Below are 16984 nucleotides of genomic sequence, written 5' to 3'. Positions count from 1 at the left end.
GCATTCCTGGAGTCCCCGGTAAAGACCTCTGTGACACCCATCTCGGCAGCACACGCCGCGACATTCTGCGCGTCGGCGGCGCGGGGATCATGGGGCTGACGCTCAACAACATCCTTCGCGGCCAGGCGATGGCGGCGAATTCGCCCAATGCGGGCCGTGCCGGCTGGGGCAAGGCGAAGCACGTGCTCATGATCTACCTGCAGGGCGGTCCGTCGCACCTCGACCTCTGGGATCCGAAGGAAAACGTGCCTGACAAGGTGCGCAGCGCCTTCAAGAACATCCCGACCAAGGTCCCCGGCAAGCATTTCACCGAGATCCTGCCGCAGCTCGCGAAGGTGAACGACAAGTTCACGATGATCAATTCGATGAGCTACACTCCCAACGGTCTCTTCAACCACACGGCGGCCATCTACCAGATCATGACCGGCTACACGACGGACAAGGTCAGCCCCTCCGGCCAGCTCGAGCCGCCGAACGCGAAGGACTTCCCGAACTTCGGCAGCAACATCGTGCGCCTCAAGCCGCTGAAGGAGCCGATGCTGCCCTTCGTCCAGCTTCCCCGTCCTCTGCAGGAATCCAATGTCGTCGGCAAAGGCGGCGGCGCCGGTTTCCTCGGCAAAGCCTACGACCCTTACACGCTCTTCCCCGATGGCGATGACCTCGACATGGGCAAGATGGACCGCATCAAGATCGAGGACCTTCAGCTTCGTCCGGACCTCTTCAGCGTGCGCCTTGAGCGTCGCGCAAAACTGCGCGATGCGATCAACGATCAGATGCCTGCCATCGAAGCCGCGGTGAAGGACATGAGCCTCGACAGCTACTACGATCAGGCCTTGAACCTCATCTCCAGTGGTCGCGCCCGGGACGCCTTCGCACTCGACCGCGAGTCCGACAAACTGCGTGATCGCTACGGTCGCAACACCTTCGGCCAGAGCTGCCTGCTCGCACGTCGTCTGCTCGAAGCCGGCACGCGCGTCGTCGAAGTCATCTGGCCCAAGGTTGCGAACTCCGACAATCATTCATGGGACCACCACGTGGGCCTGACGCAGCGCATGAAGAACCAGAGCGGCCCCATGCTCGACCAGGGCCTCAGCGCTCTGTTTGAAGATCTCGACGCCACCGGTCTGCTCGACGAAACGATCGTCGTCGCCCTCGGCGAGTTCGGCCGCAGCCCGGAGAAGGGCGTGTCCACCAGCGGCAACGGCAACAGCGCCGACGGCCGCGACCACTGGCCTTACTGCTACACCGCCGTCGTCGGCGGTGCCGGCATCAAGCGCGGCTACGTGCACGGCAAATCCGACGCCACGGGCTCCGCTCCGGTCGAGGACGCCGTGCATCCGACCGAACTCCTCGCCACCATCTACCACGCGGTCGGCATCGATCCCGAGACGATTGTTTACAATCATCTCAACCAGCCGCGCGAACTGGTGAAAGCGAAGCCGGTGACGAAGTTGTTTGCGTAAGAGAGTGGTTACGGGCATTAGCCCGTTCAGGTGTCTATTTGTGAATAGGTCTATGAATTGGCTTGCACGATTTTTCGGCACTAACCAGCAACCTGAAAAGGCGATCAGTTCACACGGAATCGAAGTTTGCGACTCCTACAAGTTGGCGTCCACTCTGCCGTCATTGCCTTCCGATTTGAGCGCCTGGCTTGGCAAGGGCAAGACGGACATTATCTCTCATTTAGAAGGCATCCAGTTTCAGGAAATGCCGGATCGAACAGGACAACTTGATTCCGAGTGGCGTCAGATTCTCTTCATGGTTTCGTGGACCAATGAAGAAGGTAGCAGTTTCAGTCGACCTATTCGCGTGAGCCACAACCAGCAGACGGGAATAGTTTGGTATGTTCATCTTCCGATGAAGCTGAACAGCCCGCTTCCCAAAGTAGCCGCGATTGGAACGGACGACACTTTCCAGTCATGCGTCAAAAAGTTGGGAGAACCCACTTCTGATATACAGACAGCACCGATTACTCGTGTGGCATGGTGGAATATCAATGGGGCCATTGTTCAAGTCACCTATTATTCCGAAGCTTACGCAGATATCGATCAGGTCTTCCAAGCTGGAGAGTTGGATATGGTGATGGTCTTTCGACCGGATCTTGCACCGCCGGGTTTTAATCACGCACCTCGTGAATTTGATCCAGCTAAAGGTTGGGAATGAATTGATCGGGACGTTCGTCGCAAACAATGTGCTATCATGCTCACGCATGATGGCCGTGCCAACGCTCGAAACTCGCCTCGCTGTTCGCGATCGTCCGTCGCGTGCGCACGTGATGCATCAGCGTTGGGAGCAGCTGGCCTTCCTGCACTGGCGCTGGGACGCGGCGGAGATTCAGCGCACGCTGCCGCCGGGTTTGCACGTGGACACGTTTCAAGGCGACGCCTGGATCGCCATCGTGCCTTTTTACATGCGTGGCATCCGACCTCGCTTCTGTCCGCCGATGCCAGGCATCAGTAACTTCCTGGAGATGAATGTGCGCACGTATGTGCACGACGAGCAAGGGCGTCCCGGTGTGTGGTTCTACTCGCTTGACTGCAACCAACCGCTCGCCGTGTGGACAGCACGCACTTTTTTTCACCTGCCGTATCAGCATGCGCGGATGGCCGCGCCTGTGGTTGAAGGTCAAATCGATTACACCTGTCATCGTCGTGGGGAGCCGGTGGAATCACGCTACCGCTATCAAGTGTCGGGCGAGACGTACGTCGCCGAACCCGGTTCGCTCGAGTTCTTCCTCGCCGAACGCTACCTGCTCTTTGCGCAAACACCGCGCGGCATCCGCTGTGGACAGGTTCACCACACACCGTATCCGCTGGCCGATGTGAAACTCGACACATGGGACGTGAATCCATTGCTGCAGGCCGGTTTCGCCGCCCCACAGCGACCTCCAGATCATCTCATCGGCTCGCCCGGCGTGGCGGTGCGCGTGTATCCGCTTACCGCATGAAGACGGTGATCATCTCTTCGACGGTGGGCTTCACCGCGCGGAGTTTCTTGTCCGTGGAGGAGAGTTGTTTGTCGCCTTGGAGATAGTCGGGGATTTCTTCCGTGCTCGGATTGAAGCGAATGCTCACCTTGCCTTCGAGTTTGCCGCCCTCGAAGTTGGCGTAGCCGCCGTAGTCCCAGCTGAAGCCGGCGATCTTGAAGGGCCTGCCGTTGATTTTCTCCACCTCCTCGATGGTCATGCCGGCCTTGAGGCCGTTTTCAAACTTCCATGCGGTGCCGATGATGCGCACATCGAAGACGATCTTCTTGTCCTCGTTTTCCGGATCCCAGACGATTTCCAGTTCGCGGTCTGTGCCTTCGAACAACTTGGCTCCGGCGAAGGTTTCGCCCTCTGGTCCCGGCAGTTGCTCCATTTTGAGGTTCTTCTTTCCGTAAGCGCGCTCGATGTCGGTCGCCGTCATGTTTGGCTTGATCAACCCCACGCGTTTGCCGAGCACGATGGTGTTGTCTGCCGGGTCAAACTCGTCCGCGTGGAGAACCGCGGTGAAGAACAGCAGGGAGGCGAGGAGGCGCGTCATGGCGGTGATTAGATCGGTGTGGTGTTGGGAAATCTAGCGGTCACTTCACTTCCGCGAACGGCCAGGAACGCGACTTCCAGCTCCAGAGCATGAAGACGCCGGTTCCGGCCAGCAGGGCGAGGGCACCGTAGCCCAGCAGCCCGCGATCCGTCGTCACCAGCAGGTAAACCCAGCCAAGCAGCGCCAGCAGGGCTGGGAGGGGATACAGCCACATGCGGAACGGCCGCTCCATCTCCGGCTTCACACGCCGCAGCATCACCAGGGCGCCGATCTGTCCTGAAAACTGCACCACGATACGCGTCGTGAGCAGCGCATCGATCAGCGTGCCCAGCTTCACAAACGTGGCGCACGCGGCGATGAGGCCGACGACGATCAACGAGACGTGTGGAAAGCCGAGGCGTGGATGCAGACGGCCGAAGATTTTGAAGAAGCTGCCATCACGGGCCGCGGCATACGGAATGCGCGAATAGCCGAGCAGCATGGCAAAGCAGCAGGCCACCATTGTCCACAAAACCAGCACGGTGAAGAGTTGCGCGAAGTCACTGCCGTAGATCTTCGCCATCATCATCGTCACCACCGGTTTGCTTACACCTTCTGCCGTCGCGAACTCCCGCCACGGCACCACGCCAATGATCGAGAGGTTTACCGCAAAGTAGATCAGCGCCACCAGCACCAGGCTGAGCATCACCGCGCGTGGAATGACACGGCCGGGTCGCTTCACCTCGTCGCCGATGAAGCAGATGTCGTAGTAGCCAAGGTAATCGTACATGCCGATGCGCGCCGCCGCGCCCAAGGCGATCCATTTTGTCGTGTCGAACTGCCAGGCGTCCTCAGGGAAATCGAACGCCAGACTCGCATCGAAATGCATCACGCCGGTGACGATCACGACGCCCATCGCCAGCAGCGCACCGGCCCAGAGCGCCACGGTGATTCGTCCGATGGATTCGATGCGACGATACAGCAGGAAGATCACAAACAAGCCCACGCCTGCACCCGCACACAGTCGTGTGAAGTCGCTGCTCTGCGGCCACAACGGCTGCAGATACTGCGCCACACCTACGTAGGCCGTCGCCAGTTCCAGCGGACCGCTCAGGATGAACTGCCAGATGAAGAGGAAGCCCATGAAGCGTCCCCATTTCTCGCGTCCGTAACCTTCGCGCAGATAGACATACGATCCGCCGGACTTCTGCAGCGCCGCGCCGAGTTCGCTCCACACGAGTCCGTCCGCCAGCGCCACGATGAGCGCCACGCCCCAGCCGAGCATCGACTGCGGCCCGCCCATCGTCATCATGAGCGCCGGAATCGTGATGAACGGCCCCGCGCCAAGCATGTTCGACATGTTCAAAGCTGTGGCCTGGAGAAGGCCGAAGCGGCGTTCGGGCTGTGCGTGGTCTGATGAGGACATGTCAGGAAACTGAAGGGAACAATCGTGTCTGAAGATAGTCAACACACTGGCGGGCGTGTGTCATGGCGATGAGGTGTCCACCGTCGAGACTCAGGTCGACTTTCGGTGGCGGGACGACAACGTGGTCATTCCTGCCATGAATGCGGATCACCTCGGTTGTCGAGCCGGCCAGTCCGTCCCACATGAACATCGCCTTGAACATGTCCCTGTAGAACGACGGCTGGCAGTCGGTGAACATCCGAATCGAGGTGAGAAGCGCCTGGGAATGCGGCGACAGACGCGGATTGCCAAGAAGTTTTGGAGTGAAGGCAAGGCACTTGAGTGCCCACTGAACCGGTCGCAGGGGAATGAGGTGCGTCAGTAACATCATTCGCGAGGTGGTTGCAAAGTCCTTTGCTGAATCGCTGCTGGCGACGAGGACGAGCGTTTTCACACTTGTGAATTTGGCAATTTCGCAGGCGATCATGCCGCCGAATGACGTGCCGACGAGCACGGCGTCTTGTGGAATCTTCCAGGCGTCGGCGACGAATCTGGCTACGGCGGCGATGGAAGCCTCACCCTGGTATCCAGGCCAGTCCGGGCGGATGCATCCGGGAAGCCCGAACCAGGGACCTTCGAATGTCCGGCTGTCCGCGCCCAGGCCGGGAATGAGATAAACAGGGGCGTGCATGGCGGCAGTGGATGGGGCGTGATGACAACGCGGGGCAGGCACTTTTAGCCGGGCTCTTTACGACTGGCATTCCTGAGTTCAGAGCGGCGCAGAAAGATGTTGGCCAGCCGGTTCCGAATGCCGAACCAGCTGTTTTCATAGTGATGGATCGCGAACGATCCACAGTCGCGTGCCAGTTCCCGCCGGGTCTGCACGAGGCGCACCGAGGGTGGCGCCGGGTAGAACATTTCATGCGGTTCGATCGTGATGTCGTCGTGATCGCGTGCATGTTTTTCGAGAACATGATCGAACACCTCGATGGCCATGCGGATGACATAAAAGGCGAGAGGTTCGAACATTCGTCGATGACGGTAACGAGTTGCGATCTCATTCATGATCTCCAGCCAGACGGGATGACCGGCGGGCGAGATGATCAAGGCGTTGAGAACAAAGTCGCGTCCGCGCATGGGATTGCCGATGCCGCCCGTTTCACGCCCGACGACGATCTTCGAATCGTTCAACAAAGGATCGAAGGGGCGCAACGCTTCAAAATCCACGTCGGCATAAATGCCGCCAAAACGGTGCATGTAGGCGACGCGTATAAAATCGACTTTGGTGATGGGTTGGCTGATCCGGTGGAAGAACTCGACGAACTGTGGGTAGTCATCGTGGATCAGACGGTCGTTGTCTGCATCAGTCCACAGCCTGTATTCGAATTCGGGATGAAGGATCCGCCACGATTGCTGAAATTCCCGAAGATGCTCAGGAATGTCAGGAGATTTCCAAGTCTGATGAATGATACGTGGGATCATGACTGCCCGGTGTTGGGCGTTGAACGGGCATTTGGCGGCAGCCTCGCTTCAAGCCACTCGATGAGCGGACCGGCAGCCGGCCGGGCCTGAGCGAGCCGTTGTACTTCCTGCGCCTTTGTGCGGATGAGCGGGTCTTCGAGGCAGGCTTTCAGCAGCGGTTCGGCGTCGCGCACGTTGAAGCGCCGAATGTCGAGGCTGACCCCTGCTCCCATGCGGCGCAGGCGCTCCGCATTGTCCGGCTGATCGAAAGTGATGGAGGTGATGAACTGGGGAAGACCGGCAGCAAAGCATTGGGCCATGGTTCCGATGCCTCCGTGATGCACGCAGGCACGAGAACGGGCAAACAGCCCGCTGAACGGTGCGTAAGGCGTCACATGAATCGAGTCCGGCAGCGAGGCGGGAACCTGGCCGGCATCGCGGGTCACAAACACCGCGCGGCAACCGGCTTTTTGAACCAGCGCGGCGGCCGTTTTGAAAAAGGTCTTGGCGTGCTGGTTCCCCGTGCCAAACGTGAAGACCACGGGCCTCTCTCCGGCGTCGAGAAAGGCTGTCAGCTCCGGGGCGGGTGGCTTCGTATCGGCGAGATCTTCGAGAGGGAAAGCCCATTGGAAGTGGTTGTCGGGCCAGTCGGGCTGAGGTCTGGCATACCATTCGGGGAACAGGGCCAGCACACCGTCCGGCGAATACCACCACCCTTTCTGCAATCGACGCGGCGGAGTCACTCCATGTTCGATGCAGTACTCGCGGACCTTTGGCAGAGCATGGCGGTCATAGAGAGCAGTCATGCCGAGGACGAGCTTGCGCACCCAGAGGGGTTGCATGCGCAGCAACCAGCCGCAAGGGAGCCCGCCCGGCACCTCGTAGGCGCTGACCAAGGACAGGGGATAGAGAACCAAGGTTACGAGCGGAATGCCGGTCTTCTCGCGCAGCAGGCGTGCAGAGAAGTTGTTGATCGGAGCGATCAGCAAATCCGGCCGGCCGGTGTGCGCTGCGTCCGATTCAAATGCGTCGAGGCACCCGCCCATGCTGGATCCGGCATTTTCAAAAACGAGCTTCATGCCCTTGTGCCGCTGCCAGAGGACCGGGTTCGCCAGCAGTTCGTCAAATCCGTCGTCCTGCATCGTCACGTAGTGCAGTCCTGCCCGTTCAGCAGCATTGCGAAACGACTCGATCCAGATCATCGACACACGGTGGCCACGTTTCAGCAGGTGCCTGCCCAGCCAGATGTACGGCAGCACATCACCGGCGGTTCCATGCGGAAGAAGAACGATCTTGGCCATCAGGAGTCGGAGGGGCGTTTGTGATGCATCCGGCTTTCCAGCCAGGCGACGAGGTCAGCAACGGGACGCCGGGAGCGCAGGCGCTCCGCGCATGTCTGTGCGCAGCGACGGATGCTGGCATCCTGCAGACATCGCTGCAACACGGGAGCGGCATTTTCCTCCGTGAATCGGTCAACGTTCATGCTCAGTCCCGCGCCGAGACGCACCACTCGCTCGGCATTGTCCGGCTGGTCAAAGGTCAGCGGTGTGATGAGCTGCGGCAGGCCGGCGGCGAGACACATGGCGGTGGTGCCGGTGCCTCCATGATGGACAAACGCCGATGCGTGTGGAAGCAGCCTGCTGAAGGGCGCGTAGGCGGTCACGAACGTCTCAGGCGGCGACGTGCCTGTCTGCTGCGGTTCGCGAGTCACGAACACAGCGCGACAGCCGAGTCGCGCTGTGACTTTGGCGGCGGCTTCAAAGAAAGCCCGCACATGCACGTTGCCGGTGCCGAGGGTGAAGACCACCGGCTTGTCGCCGGCTTCGAGGAAGTTCTGCAACTCCGGCGTCAACGGTGTGGCATCGGCCATGTCTTCCAGCGGGAAGTCCCATTGGAATGTGTTCGCCGGCCAGTCCGGCTGTGGTGCTGCATACCAATAGGGAAAGAGCGCCAGCACACCGTCGGGCGAGTGATACCATTCCCGCCGCAGACTCCGCGGCGGTTTCACTCCGTGCTCGATGCAGCACTGGCGCACCCCCGGCAGCGCGAAGCGATCATAGGGCGCGGCCCGGAAGAGGATGAGCCTGCGCAGCGGCAGCGGGAGCATTCGCAACAGGCGCACGGCAGGCAGGCCTCCCGGCACCTCATAGGCGCTGACGAATGGAAACGGATGAATGCTGCTGGAGACAAATGGCACGCCGAGCTTCTCACGCAGCAGCCGCGCTGCGAACGTGACCAACGGAGCCACGAGGAGATCCGGAGGACCACGCAACGCGATGTCCTCCTCGACGGCGGCGACGTACTTCGCCGTGCACCTTCCGGCGAATTCGTAACCCAGCCGCATGCCGGCGCCCGGTTTCCAGATGGAAGGACTGGCCATCAAGTCCGCGAATCCATCATCCCTCAGCGCGATGTAGGTCAATCCGGCATGTTCGGCGGCCTCACGAAACGACTCCACCCAGACCATCGTCACGGCATGACCATGCTCCAGCAGCCGACGGCCGAGCCAAATGTAGGGCAGCACATCACCGGCGGTGCCGTGAGGAAGCAGCACGATTTTTTTCAAACCGACCCGTCCTTTCCGGCTCCGGTTGAGATGACTTTTTCCAACCACGCCACCAACTGGCCGGTGTCACGTCGGATGGCCATGCGAGCAGCATATTGCCTCGCGTTTTCCTGCATGCTCGCATCCGTCAGGCAGCGTTTCAGCAACGGCAGGGCGCGCTCGACAGAGAAGTGGCGCATGTTCATACCAAGACCGGCTCCGAGCTGTTCCACATGGTCGGCGTTGTCCGGCTGGTCCAGTGACATTGCCACCACCAGTTGCGAGATCCCGGCCGCCAGACACTGCGCCACCGTGCCAATGCCGCCGTGATGCACGAACGCACGAGCACGCGGCAGCAGCCGGCTGAACGGTGCATACGACTCCACCAGGATCGACGGAGGAAGATGGTCAGGCACCTGCTCCGCTTTGCGTGTGAGAAACACGGCGCGGCAGCCGAGTCGTCGGACGAGTTCGGCGGCGGTTTCAAAAAACGCATGGGCATGAAAGTGGCCCGTGCCCGGTGTGAACAGCACGGGTGCTTCGCCTGCGTCGAGAAAGGCATTCAGCTTCGGCGAGAGCACTTCGGACTCGGACATGTCCTCCAGCGGAAAGTCCCACTGCAGCAGCTTCTGCGGCCAGTCGGGCTGCGGACCGACATACCATTCTGGGAAGAGCGCCAGCACGCCGTCCGGCGAGTGCCACCACTGCTTCCAGAGGCTCCACGGCTTGCGCACACCATGCTGCTGGCAGCAGGCACGCACCGCGGGCAGGGCAAAGAAATCCAGCGGGTTCGGAAACGCGAGCACCACCTTGCGCACCCACAGCGGCAGTTTGCGCAGAAGCCGGAAGCCGGGAAGCGCCAGCGGCGGTTCGTGCGCGCTCACAAACATAAGCGGATAGAGGTGCACCGTGACGAGCGGGATTCGCAACTTCTCACGCAGCAGCCGCGCGCCGAAGCAGATCATCGGTGCCAGCATCAGATCCACGGCATTGCCGTTTGCGACCAGCTTTTCCACCGCCTGCACATATCCTTCTGTGGAACGGCTGGAATGACGGTAGGACAGCTGGGAGCCTGCGTTTCCTTGCCACAACTGAGGATGGGCGAGCATCCTTTCCAAGCCGTCCTCACCTTCGACCTGTGCGAACTCGAGCCCTGCGCCCGCCACCGTTTCGGCGTAGCGGCCCGCCGTCACCAGCGTCACACGATGACCATGATGTCGAAGCAGTCTTCCCAGCCAGATGAATGGGTAGATGCTTCCCTCGGTTCCGAAAGGCAGCAACAGGACATGGCTCATGCAGAGGCGGGAAGCAGATTCATTCGTGCCTCAATCCAGCGCATCAGTGTCTCCGTGTCACGCGATTCTGCGATCCGCGCCGCACATTCCATCGACGCTTGGGCAATTGACTTTTCGTCACGCAGCCGCTTCAACGCCTCGACCACGCGAGGTGCGGTAAATTGACGAACGCTGAGCCCGATGCCCGCACCGAGCCGCTCCACGCGATCGGCGTTGTCCGGCTGGTCGTGTGCCATGTGCATGATGAGCTGCGGCACGCCGGCGGCGAGAGCCTGCGACATCGTGCCGATGCCGCCGTGATGCACGAAGACAGATGCGTGCTTCAGCAGCGTGCTGAATGGCGCGTAATCGACCGTCAAAATGCTGGCAGGCAGATTTGGTGGCACCTGTTTCGGCTCGCGAGTGACGAAAACCGCCCGGCATCCGCTTTGTTCGACCGCGTTTGCCGCCACTTCAAAGAAGCGCGACGCCTGCACGTTCGCGCTGCCAGGCGTGAAGACCACGGGCCTCTCGCCGGCTGCGAGAAATGCCTGCAACTCGGATTGGAGCTGCTGCTCCCTGGCCAGATCCTCCAGCGGAAACGACCATTGCAGCAAGTTGCGCGGCCAGTCGGGCTGCGGTTTCGCAAACCAGTTTGGGAAAAGCGCGAGCACGCCGTCCGGCGAGTCCCACCACTCACGCCACAGGCTGCGCGGTGGTTTGACGCCGTTCGCTTCGCAGATGCGCCGCACTTTCGGCAGTGCGAAGAGATCCACCGGATTGGGCAGCGAGAACAGCGCGCGTTTGAACCAAACGGGCATCTTGCGGAGCAAACGCATGACCGGATGCAGCAGCGGCGTCTCATGCACGCTGAGGAACACCGCGGGCTGCAGATGGACGGTGATCAGCGGAGTGCCGCGCTTCTCGCGTGCGAGTCGCCCGGCGAACGCGGTGACCGGCGCGAGCATCAGGTCGGCCTTTCCACAGGCCTCGATCGCTTCGAGATAAGGTTCGACGGACTTCGCGGCGAACTCGAAGACGACCTTCGTGCCGTGGCCAAGCTTCCAGATGCGCGGATCGCGGATCATGGCCTCGAATTCCTCCTTCTCGCCCAGAGAAATGAATTCCAGCCCAGCCTTCTTCGCATGTTCCTCAAACAGGCAGGCTGTGATCATCGTCACGCGATGACCGCGAGACATGAGATGACGTCCCAGCCAGATGAAGGGAAACACGTCCCCTGCACTGCCAAAAGGGAGAAGGAGGACATTGGACATGGGCGGAGAATGACGAAATCCGAATACCGAATGAATGACAAAGTTCCAATGCTTCAAGCATTGGTCATCGGGACTTCATTCGTTATCCACATGCCCATGTGACCAGCGTTTGATCAAGGCAGGCAGCGCCGTCGGCCGTGTCAGCGTCACATAGACACCCGCGACGACAGCACAGGCCGAGCAGAACCAGAAGATCTCTCCGGGTGTCCAATGGAAGTCCACGCTGAGCTTTCCCTGCATGACTGCCGCCAGGCTGATGCCAACCCACGAAAGCCATGAGGCGGCTCCCTGCACCGCGCCTTTGCGATTCGCCGGAGGCTGATGCTGCAGGACCGCGGCGATTGGCACGATGAAAAAACCACCGCCGATTCCCAGCAGCGTGAGGCAGCAGGTGAAGACGGTTTTGCTGACGCCTTCGACACCCATGACAAAACCCATCGTCGCCATCAGGAACGCGCCGACGGGAATCAGCCCATATTCAATGTGGTTGCCGCTCAATTTGCCCGCCATCATACTGCCCACCGCCATGCCGACGGCCAGCGCGACCTGAAGCACGCTGTTTTCCAGCGGATTCACCTTCAGGATCTGCTGGGCGTAGAGCAGCAGATTCATCTGCACCAGAACCGCGATGAAAAAGAATCCGGTGTTGCCCAGGTTCGCCCGCCACAGATCGCGGTCTCCCTTCATCCAGCGAAACTCGCGCCACAGTTCGCCGAGGAAGTTGATGCGCAGCGGTTTGTCCGGACTGGCCGCGCGAACGCGGGTGATTCCGGTGCTCGCCCACCAGCCGGCGATGGAAAGCACGAGCAGAATGATGCCCGGCCAGGGGGAACTGCCGGGAAAGGCGTTCGCCATCAACCCTGCCGCCAGCGTTCCGAGAATGGCAGCCAGAAAGGTCAGCATCTCGATGATGCCGTTGGCCCAGGAAAGTTTGTCGTCGGGCACCAGTTCAGGAAGCGATCCGTATTTCGATGCGGCAAACAGCGCGCTCTGGGCGCCCATGAGGCAGATGCTGACGAGCTGAAGACTCAGATTCTGGGTGGCCAGTGCCACGAGGGCAAAGGCCATGATGGCGATCTCCAGCACCTTCACCCACATCATCACGCGGCCCTTGCTGAAGCGGTCGGCCATCCAGCCGCCAAACATCGAGAGCAGCAGGAACGGCACGGCGAAGTACATGCCGGCATCCGACACAAGACGGTCGAGCTTTTCCTTCGGCCACTGCTGGGCCATCACAATGAAGATGACGAGCTGCTTGAGCAGGTTGTCGGAAAACGCGCCCTGAAACTGCGTGCCCATGAGGCTCCAGAAGCCGCGTTTCCAGTCGGACGGAGGGGATGGGGAGTTCATGAGCGTTTGGCGGCGGCTTGTTCAGGAGTAGGGCAGATCTTCTTCAAAACGAAGTGCGTGGGAATGAAGACGAGAATGACGAGCAGCGCGATCCATGTCACGAGATAAAGCTCCGCGCTCATCCATGTCTGCGGCTGCGCATCGTCCATGCCGAAGACGTAGTTGATGTTGCGTGGCAGATTCGGATCCGACAGCGTCTCACCTGCCTTTGGGAAGAAGAAAAATGCGGCGAGGCACAGGCCCGACGCCGATGCGGTCCAGCCTTTCAGGGCGCGCCTGTCATAGCCCAGCTTGAACACGAGAAAGACGAGCAGAAACGGCAGCCAGCCGTGAAACAGCGACAGGCCGCGCAGGAACAGCGGCTTCGTTTCGTCAAACATGTAGGCCGTCATGCCGGTCATCTTGAAGCCGCACAACTGCACGGCGTAGTCGGTGCACCACAGCGCCTGCGGCATCAGGATGCCCACGGCGGGCAGTGAGATGAGCAGCGGCTTTTCCAGCCAGATGCCCGCAAGCGTGAGCAACAATGCGATGTCGCAGAAGTAGAGGAAGTTTGTCGGACCGTAGTGATACCAGTAAACCGGAATCAAGACCGCCATGAAGGCGGTGTAGGACACCTTGAGCCAGAGCGGGATCGCGGATGAAGAGTGTGTTTTCATGCGAGGGGAGTTTCCGGCGGGGAGTTCAGGCCGGCCAATCGACCGTCAATGACTTTGCATTGAGGAAATGAATAGCGCCTTTGCCGTTTCAATCCAACCGCGGAAACGAACGCCCGAGGGCACTGCCCAGGCCATAAAAAAGCGGAACCGGAAAACCGGTTCCGCTTGGTTCGACAAACGCTGAAGCCCTCAGCGTGGATCGTGACTACTTGTTCTTGGCGTCAAACTTGGCTTTGCACTTCTCGCAGCAGAAGGCGACGGTTTTGCCGTCTTTGGTGCTGGTGATGCTTGGGTCGGCGGGCTTGCCGCTGATGGGGCATTTGTCAGCCGCCATGGCGACGGAGGCAAAGGAGAGGGCGCAGATGGTGAGCAGTGTTTTCATCGTGTATTGCGTTGGGTTGATATGTCCCGGTGAGATAACCGGTTGTCGCAGGAACGTATGAAACCGCGGGTTTCTTGTCGATCCTTAATCTTTCCTTGCCATTTCACCCGCCGGGCCGCTAAAACACCCGGCACACCCGCCATTCCCGACCACCATGAGTTTCCTCTCCCGAGAAGCCACCATCGCCAGACCCGGATTCAACCGCTGGCTGGTGCCGCCCGCCGCATTGGCCGTCCACATGTGCATTGGCCAGGTGTACGCCTTCAGCGTCTTCAACAAGCCGCTGAGCGCAGAGCTGGGCGTGCCGGTGTCCAGCGTGCAGTGGGCCTATCAGATCGCGTTGGTGATGCTGGGCCTCTCCGCGGCCACCTTCGGCAAATGGGTGGAACGCAGCGGCCCGCGCAAGACGATGATCGCCGCCTGCGCGTGCTTCTGCGGCGGCCTGCTGCTCACCGCGCTTGGGGTGAAGCTCAAGATGCTGTGGCTCATTCTCGGCGGCTACGGATTCGTCGGCGGCATCGGCTTGGGGCTGGGCTACATCTCCCCGGTCTCGACGCTGGTGAAGTGGTTCCCTGACCGTCCCGGCATGGCCACCGGCATGGCCATCATGGGATTCGGCGGCGGTGCGCTCATCGCCTCGCCCCTGTCACAAGAGCTGATGAAACTCTTCACCAGCGGTGTGGGTTCGACGGCCGGCTTTGATCAACAGATTCTCGGTGGTCTCATCGCGCCGTTCAAAGGGCCGCTAAACATGCTGGCCGCCGGCACCAGTTCGGGAGCCTTGCAGACTCTGATCATCATGTCGGCCATGTATGCCTGCTTGATGGTTTTCGGCGCCTTCATCGTGCGGGTGCCCGCGCCGGATTGGAAACCCGAAGGTTATGAACCCAAGGTCGCCGCGGCGCATCACATGATCACCACCGCCAGTGTGTCCGTGGACACCGCATGGAAGACGCCGCAGTTCTGGCTGCTGTGGACCGTGCTTTGCATGAATGTCAGCGCCGGCATCGGCGTGCTGGGACGTGCGGCCGACATGTGTCAGGACATGTTTGGCGTGAGCGTGGCCATCGGCGCGGGCTTCACCGGCCTTCTGAGCATTTCAAACATGGGCGGGCGCTTCATCTGGTCCTCCATCTCCGATCTCACCGGGCGAAAGACGGTCTATTGCATCTACTTCATCCTTGGCGCGGCGCTCTATGCCCTTCTGCCCTACACGCAGGAGACGCAGAACCGCACGCTGTTCGTCATCTGCACCGCCGTCATCATCAGCATGTATGGCGGCGGCTTCGCCACGATTCCCGCCTATTTGAAGGACATGTTCGGCACCTATCAGGTGGGCGCCATTCACGGCCGCCTCATCACCGCATGGAGCATGGCCGCCGTCATCGGCCCCTCCCTCATCAACGGCTTCTACGACAGCCGCGTCGCCGCCGGTGTGCCGAAGGCGCAGGCCTACAACGGCACCTTCCACCTCATGCTGGGTCTGCTGGCGGTCGGTTTGATCGCCAACCTGCTCGTCCGGCCGGTCGATCCCAAACATCACCTCACCGCAACCCCCAACGCCTGATCAACCATGAAAGCCGTCCTCATCTGGCTCATCGTCGCCACCCCGCTCACCTGGGGTGTCATGCAGTCCGTGAAGAAATCGCTGCCATTGTTCGGGGTGGAAGCAGTTGCGAAGTAGTGGCGGCATCGCTTTGATGCGCGCCATGCTTTCGAACGCCACCCTCTTCCTCGCCCGACGTTATCTGCGTGCGAAGCGTTCGTTCGTCTCCGTCATCACCGTCATCTCGATCCTCGGTGTCACCGTCGGCGTGGCCGCGATGATCATCATCAGCTCGGTGATGAAGGGCTTTGAGGGCGAGTTCCGCAAGGTGCTCATCGGCTCCGAGCCGCATGTGCTGCTGCATCCGCAGGACAACAAGCCGGCCTCGTCCAAATCCGCCGCCGAGGTGCTGGCCAATGTTCGCACGCAGCCGGATGTCCTCGCCGCCAGCAGCTACATCAGCAGCGTCATGTATGCCGAGCATGAGGGCATGCAGTCGGGCATGGACGTGCTCGGCCTGCCGGAAGACGGCGCGAAGTTTTACATGGCCAAGATCGCCAGACATCGGCTCGACGGTGAGCTGGATCTGAAACCCGGTGGTGTCGTCTGCGCCGACTACGTGGCCGGGCAGCTCGATGCACATCCCGGTGACAAAATCAGCGTCTATGCCTCGACCAACGTCACCAGCGCCGTGAAGCGATTCCGCGTCGCCTCCGATGAACAGGACGAGGCCAAACGCCACGCCGCCTATAAGGACATCAAGCTGCATCCCAAGGAGATCACGCTGCAAGGCAGCGTCCGCGCAGACTCTGCCGGAGCCTATGGCTACGTCACCCTCGAAACCGCGCAGCAAATCTTCGGATTAGGCGATCAGGTGAGCGGCGTCCTCATCGAGCTAAAACAGCCCGGCGAAGTGAAAGACGTGATGAAGCGTTTCACCGTCGCGCATCTGATTCCTGACGGCTGGAGCGCCTCGTTGTGGACGGACGTGGGCGACTCACGCCTCGCGGCGATGAGCAATGAGCGCATCATGATGAGCATCGTTCTTCTGATCATCTTTGTGGTCGCTGCGTTCTCCGTCATGAACACCACGATCACCGTGACCACGCAAAAGCGGCGCGAGATCGGCGTGCTCACCGCGCTGGGCTCGCGACAGGACCAGATCATCGGCATCTTTGTCTCGCAGGCGGCCTTCGTCGGCATTCTAGGCACCGTGGCCGGTCTCGTCTTCAGCGGGCTCGTGCTCTGGCTGCGGGACGACATCCGCATGGGCATCGCCGTGCTGAGCGGTGGCAGCACCAATGTCGATTCCGGCATGTTCCTCGCCACCATTCCGGCGCAGATCGAGCCCTGGTTCATCCTCCTCACCTGCCTCGGCTCGGTCTCCCTCTGCCTGTTGGCCGCATTGCCGCCCGCGTGGCTTGCCGCACGGGTGGACCCGGCGGTGGCTCTTCGTGATTGAATCCTACTCGTCCTCCTACTCGTCCTCCTACTCGTCCTCCTACTCGTCCTCGTCCTCGACTCCACAGCACCGCAAGCACCCAAACGCTCCGAACCCACGCCCACACCTCTCTCCTGACTCGTA

The 16984-nt window shown here is 60.7% G+C and carries 16 protein-coding genes; 5 read left to right on the top strand and 11 right to left on the bottom strand.

From position 1 onward, the window contains the following. The first annotated feature begins 2 nt into the window (after window positions 1–2). Genes KDL09_RS13790 through KDL09_RS13780 form a run of 3 tightly spaced genes read left to right on the top strand, consistent with a single transcriptional unit; the run spans window position 3 to window position 2947 of the window. Window positions 3–1463 carry a DUF1501 domain-containing protein gene (locus KDL09_RS13790; RefSeq protein WP_294386076.1) on the top strand — a complete coding sequence of 487 codons (1461 nt, stop codon included), beginning with the start codon at window positions 3–5 and terminating at the stop codon, window positions 1461–1463. Window positions 1464–1515: 52 nt separating this feature from the next. After that, complete coding sequence (locus tag KDL09_RS13785) at window positions 1516–2163, top strand: hypothetical protein (RefSeq protein WP_294386073.1); 648 nt, start codon at window positions 1516–1518, stop codon at window positions 2161–2163. Between the two features lie 46 nt (window positions 2164–2209). Further along, entirely contained in the window at window positions 2210–2947 is a 738-nt protein-coding gene (locus KDL09_RS13780; RefSeq protein WP_294386070.1) for a DUF2071 domain-containing protein, read from the top strand. On the opposite strand, the gene KDL09_RS13775 is transcribed toward KDL09_RS13780, so the two are convergent. The 11 genes from KDL09_RS13775 to KDL09_RS13725 form a co-directional block, all read right to left on the bottom strand. Beyond that, a complete protein-coding gene (locus KDL09_RS13775; protein ID WP_294386067.1) occupies window positions 2937–3524 on the bottom strand; it encodes a hypothetical protein in 588 nt (195 codons plus the stop codon). The two genes, KDL09_RS13780 and KDL09_RS13775, sit on opposite strands and share 11 nt — an antisense overlap. Window positions 3525–3564: 40 nt before the next feature. Continuing rightward, the gene (locus KDL09_RS13770; protein WP_294386064.1) at window positions 3565–4929 is read right to left on the bottom strand and encodes an amino acid permease; all 1365 of its coding nucleotides are present in this window, start codon (window positions 4927–4929) and stop codon (window positions 3565–3567) included. Between the two features lies 1 nt (window position 4930). Then, on the bottom strand, window positions 4931–5599 hold the full coding sequence (locus tag KDL09_RS13765) for an alpha/beta hydrolase (RefSeq protein ID WP_294386061.1): 669 nt from the start codon (window positions 5597–5599) through the stop codon (window positions 4931–4933). 44 nt (window positions 5600–5643) lie between these two features. Next, window positions 5644–6390 carry a glycosyltransferase gene (locus KDL09_RS13760; RefSeq protein WP_294386059.1) on the bottom strand — a complete coding sequence of 249 codons (747 nt, stop codon included), beginning with the start codon at window positions 6388–6390 and terminating at the stop codon, window positions 5644–5646. Next, window positions 6387–7670 carry a glycosyltransferase gene (locus KDL09_RS13755; RefSeq protein WP_294386056.1) on the bottom strand — a complete coding sequence of 428 codons (1284 nt, stop codon included), beginning with the start codon at window positions 7668–7670 and terminating at the stop codon, window positions 6387–6389. Before KDL09_RS13755 ends, KDL09_RS13760 begins: the two co-directional genes overlap by 4 nt. Continuing rightward, entirely contained in the window at window positions 7670–8923 is a 1254-nt protein-coding gene (locus tag KDL09_RS13750; protein ID WP_294386054.1) for a glycosyltransferase, read from the bottom strand. The genes KDL09_RS13755 and KDL09_RS13750 overlap by 1 nt, the downstream gene beginning before the upstream one ends. Before the next feature lie 8 nt (window positions 8924–8931). After that, on the bottom strand, window positions 8932–10209 hold the full coding sequence (locus KDL09_RS13745) for a glycosyltransferase (RefSeq protein WP_294386052.1): 1278 nt from the start codon (window positions 10207–10209) through the stop codon (window positions 8932–8934). Further along, complete coding sequence (locus KDL09_RS13740; protein WP_294386049.1) at window positions 10206–11462, bottom strand: glycosyltransferase; 1257 nt, start codon at window positions 11460–11462, stop codon at window positions 10206–10208. The genes KDL09_RS13745 and KDL09_RS13740 overlap by 4 nt, the downstream gene beginning before the upstream one ends. Before the next feature lie 75 nt (window positions 11463–11537). Further along, entirely contained in the window at window positions 11538–12812 is a 1275-nt protein-coding gene (locus KDL09_RS13735; protein ID WP_294386048.1) for an MFS transporter, read from the bottom strand. After that, a complete protein-coding gene (locus KDL09_RS13730; RefSeq protein ID WP_294386045.1) occupies window positions 12809–13471 on the bottom strand; it encodes a hypothetical protein in 663 nt (220 codons plus the stop codon). Before KDL09_RS13730 ends, KDL09_RS13735 begins: the two co-directional genes overlap by 4 nt. A gap of 205 nt (window positions 13472–13676) precedes the next feature. Next, the gene (locus KDL09_RS13725; protein WP_294386044.1) at window positions 13677–13853 is read right to left on the bottom strand and encodes a hypothetical protein; all 177 of its coding nucleotides are present in this window, start codon (window positions 13851–13853) and stop codon (window positions 13677–13679) included. Window positions 13854–14007: 154 nt separating this feature from the next. On the opposite strand from KDL09_RS13725, the gene KDL09_RS13720 reads away from it, so the two are divergent. Next, on the top strand, window positions 14008–15420 hold the full coding sequence (locus tag KDL09_RS13720; RefSeq protein ID WP_294386042.1) for an OFA family MFS transporter: 1413 nt from the start codon (window positions 14008–14010) through the stop codon (window positions 15418–15420). A gap of 142 nt (window positions 15421–15562) precedes the next feature. Next, on the top strand, window positions 15563–16861 hold the full coding sequence (locus tag KDL09_RS13715; protein WP_294386040.1) for an FtsX-like permease family protein: 1299 nt from the start codon (window positions 15563–15565) through the stop codon (window positions 16859–16861). Window positions 16862–16984: the final 123 nt, after the last annotated feature.

Source organism: Prosthecobacter sp., assembly GCF_020439865.1.
Lineage (GTDB): Bacteria > Verrucomicrobiota > Verrucomicrobiia > Verrucomicrobiales > Verrucomicrobiaceae > Prosthecobacter.
This window is presented reverse-complemented; position numbering and strand designations above follow the sequence as displayed.

What these genes read in the sequence shown, in the direction of transcription:
- KDL09_RS13765 (WP_294386061.1), bottom strand. Translation starts at nt 5,599, where the DNA reads ATGCACGCCCCTGTTTATCTCATTCCCGGCCTGGGCGCGGACAGCCGG.
- KDL09_RS13730 (WP_294386045.1), bottom strand. Translation starts at nt 13,471, where the DNA reads ATGAAAACACACTCTTCATCCGCGATCCCGCTCTGGCTCAAGGTGTCC.
- KDL09_RS13745 (WP_294386052.1), bottom strand. Translation starts at nt 10,209, where the DNA reads ATGAGCCATGTCCTGTTGCTGCCTTTCGGAACCGAGGGAAGCATCTAC.
- KDL09_RS13760 (WP_294386059.1), bottom strand. Translation starts at nt 6,390, where the DNA reads ATGATCCCACGTATCATTCATCAGACTTGGAAATCTCCTGACATTCCT.
- KDL09_RS13725 (WP_294386044.1), bottom strand. Translation starts at nt 13,853, where the DNA reads ATGAAAACACTGCTCACCATCTGCGCCCTCTCCTTTGCCTCCGTCGCC.
- KDL09_RS13720 (WP_294386042.1), top strand. Translation starts at nt 14,008, where the DNA reads ATGAGTTTCCTCTCCCGAGAAGCCACCATCGCCAGACCCGGATTCAAC.
- KDL09_RS13770 (WP_294386064.1), bottom strand. Translation starts at nt 4,929, where the DNA reads ATGTCCTCATCAGACCACGCACAGCCCGAACGCCGCTTCGGCCTTCTC.
- KDL09_RS13755 (WP_294386056.1), bottom strand. Translation starts at nt 7,670, where the DNA reads ATGGCCAAGATCGTTCTTCTTCCGCATGGAACCGCCGGTGATGTGCTG.
- KDL09_RS13740 (WP_294386049.1), bottom strand. Translation starts at nt 11,462, where the DNA reads ATGTCCAATGTCCTCCTTCTCCCTTTTGGCAGTGCAGGGGACGTGTTT.
- KDL09_RS13780 (WP_294386070.1), top strand. Translation starts at nt 2,210, where the DNA reads ATGATGGCCGTGCCAACGCTCGAAACTCGCCTCGCTGTTCGCGATCGT.
- KDL09_RS13775 (WP_294386067.1), bottom strand. Translation starts at nt 3,524, where the DNA reads ATGACGCGCCTCCTCGCCTCCCTGCTGTTCTTCACCGCGGTTCTCCAC.
- KDL09_RS13785 (WP_294386073.1), top strand. Translation starts at nt 1,516, where the DNA reads ATGAATTGGCTTGCACGATTTTTCGGCACTAACCAGCAACCTGAAAAG.
- KDL09_RS13715 (WP_294386040.1), top strand. Translation starts at nt 15,563, where the DNA reads ATGCTTTCGAACGCCACCCTCTTCCTCGCCCGACGTTATCTGCGTGCG.
- KDL09_RS13735 (WP_294386048.1), bottom strand. Translation starts at nt 12,812, where the DNA reads ATGAACTCCCCATCCCCTCCGTCCGACTGGAAACGCGGCTTCTGGAGC.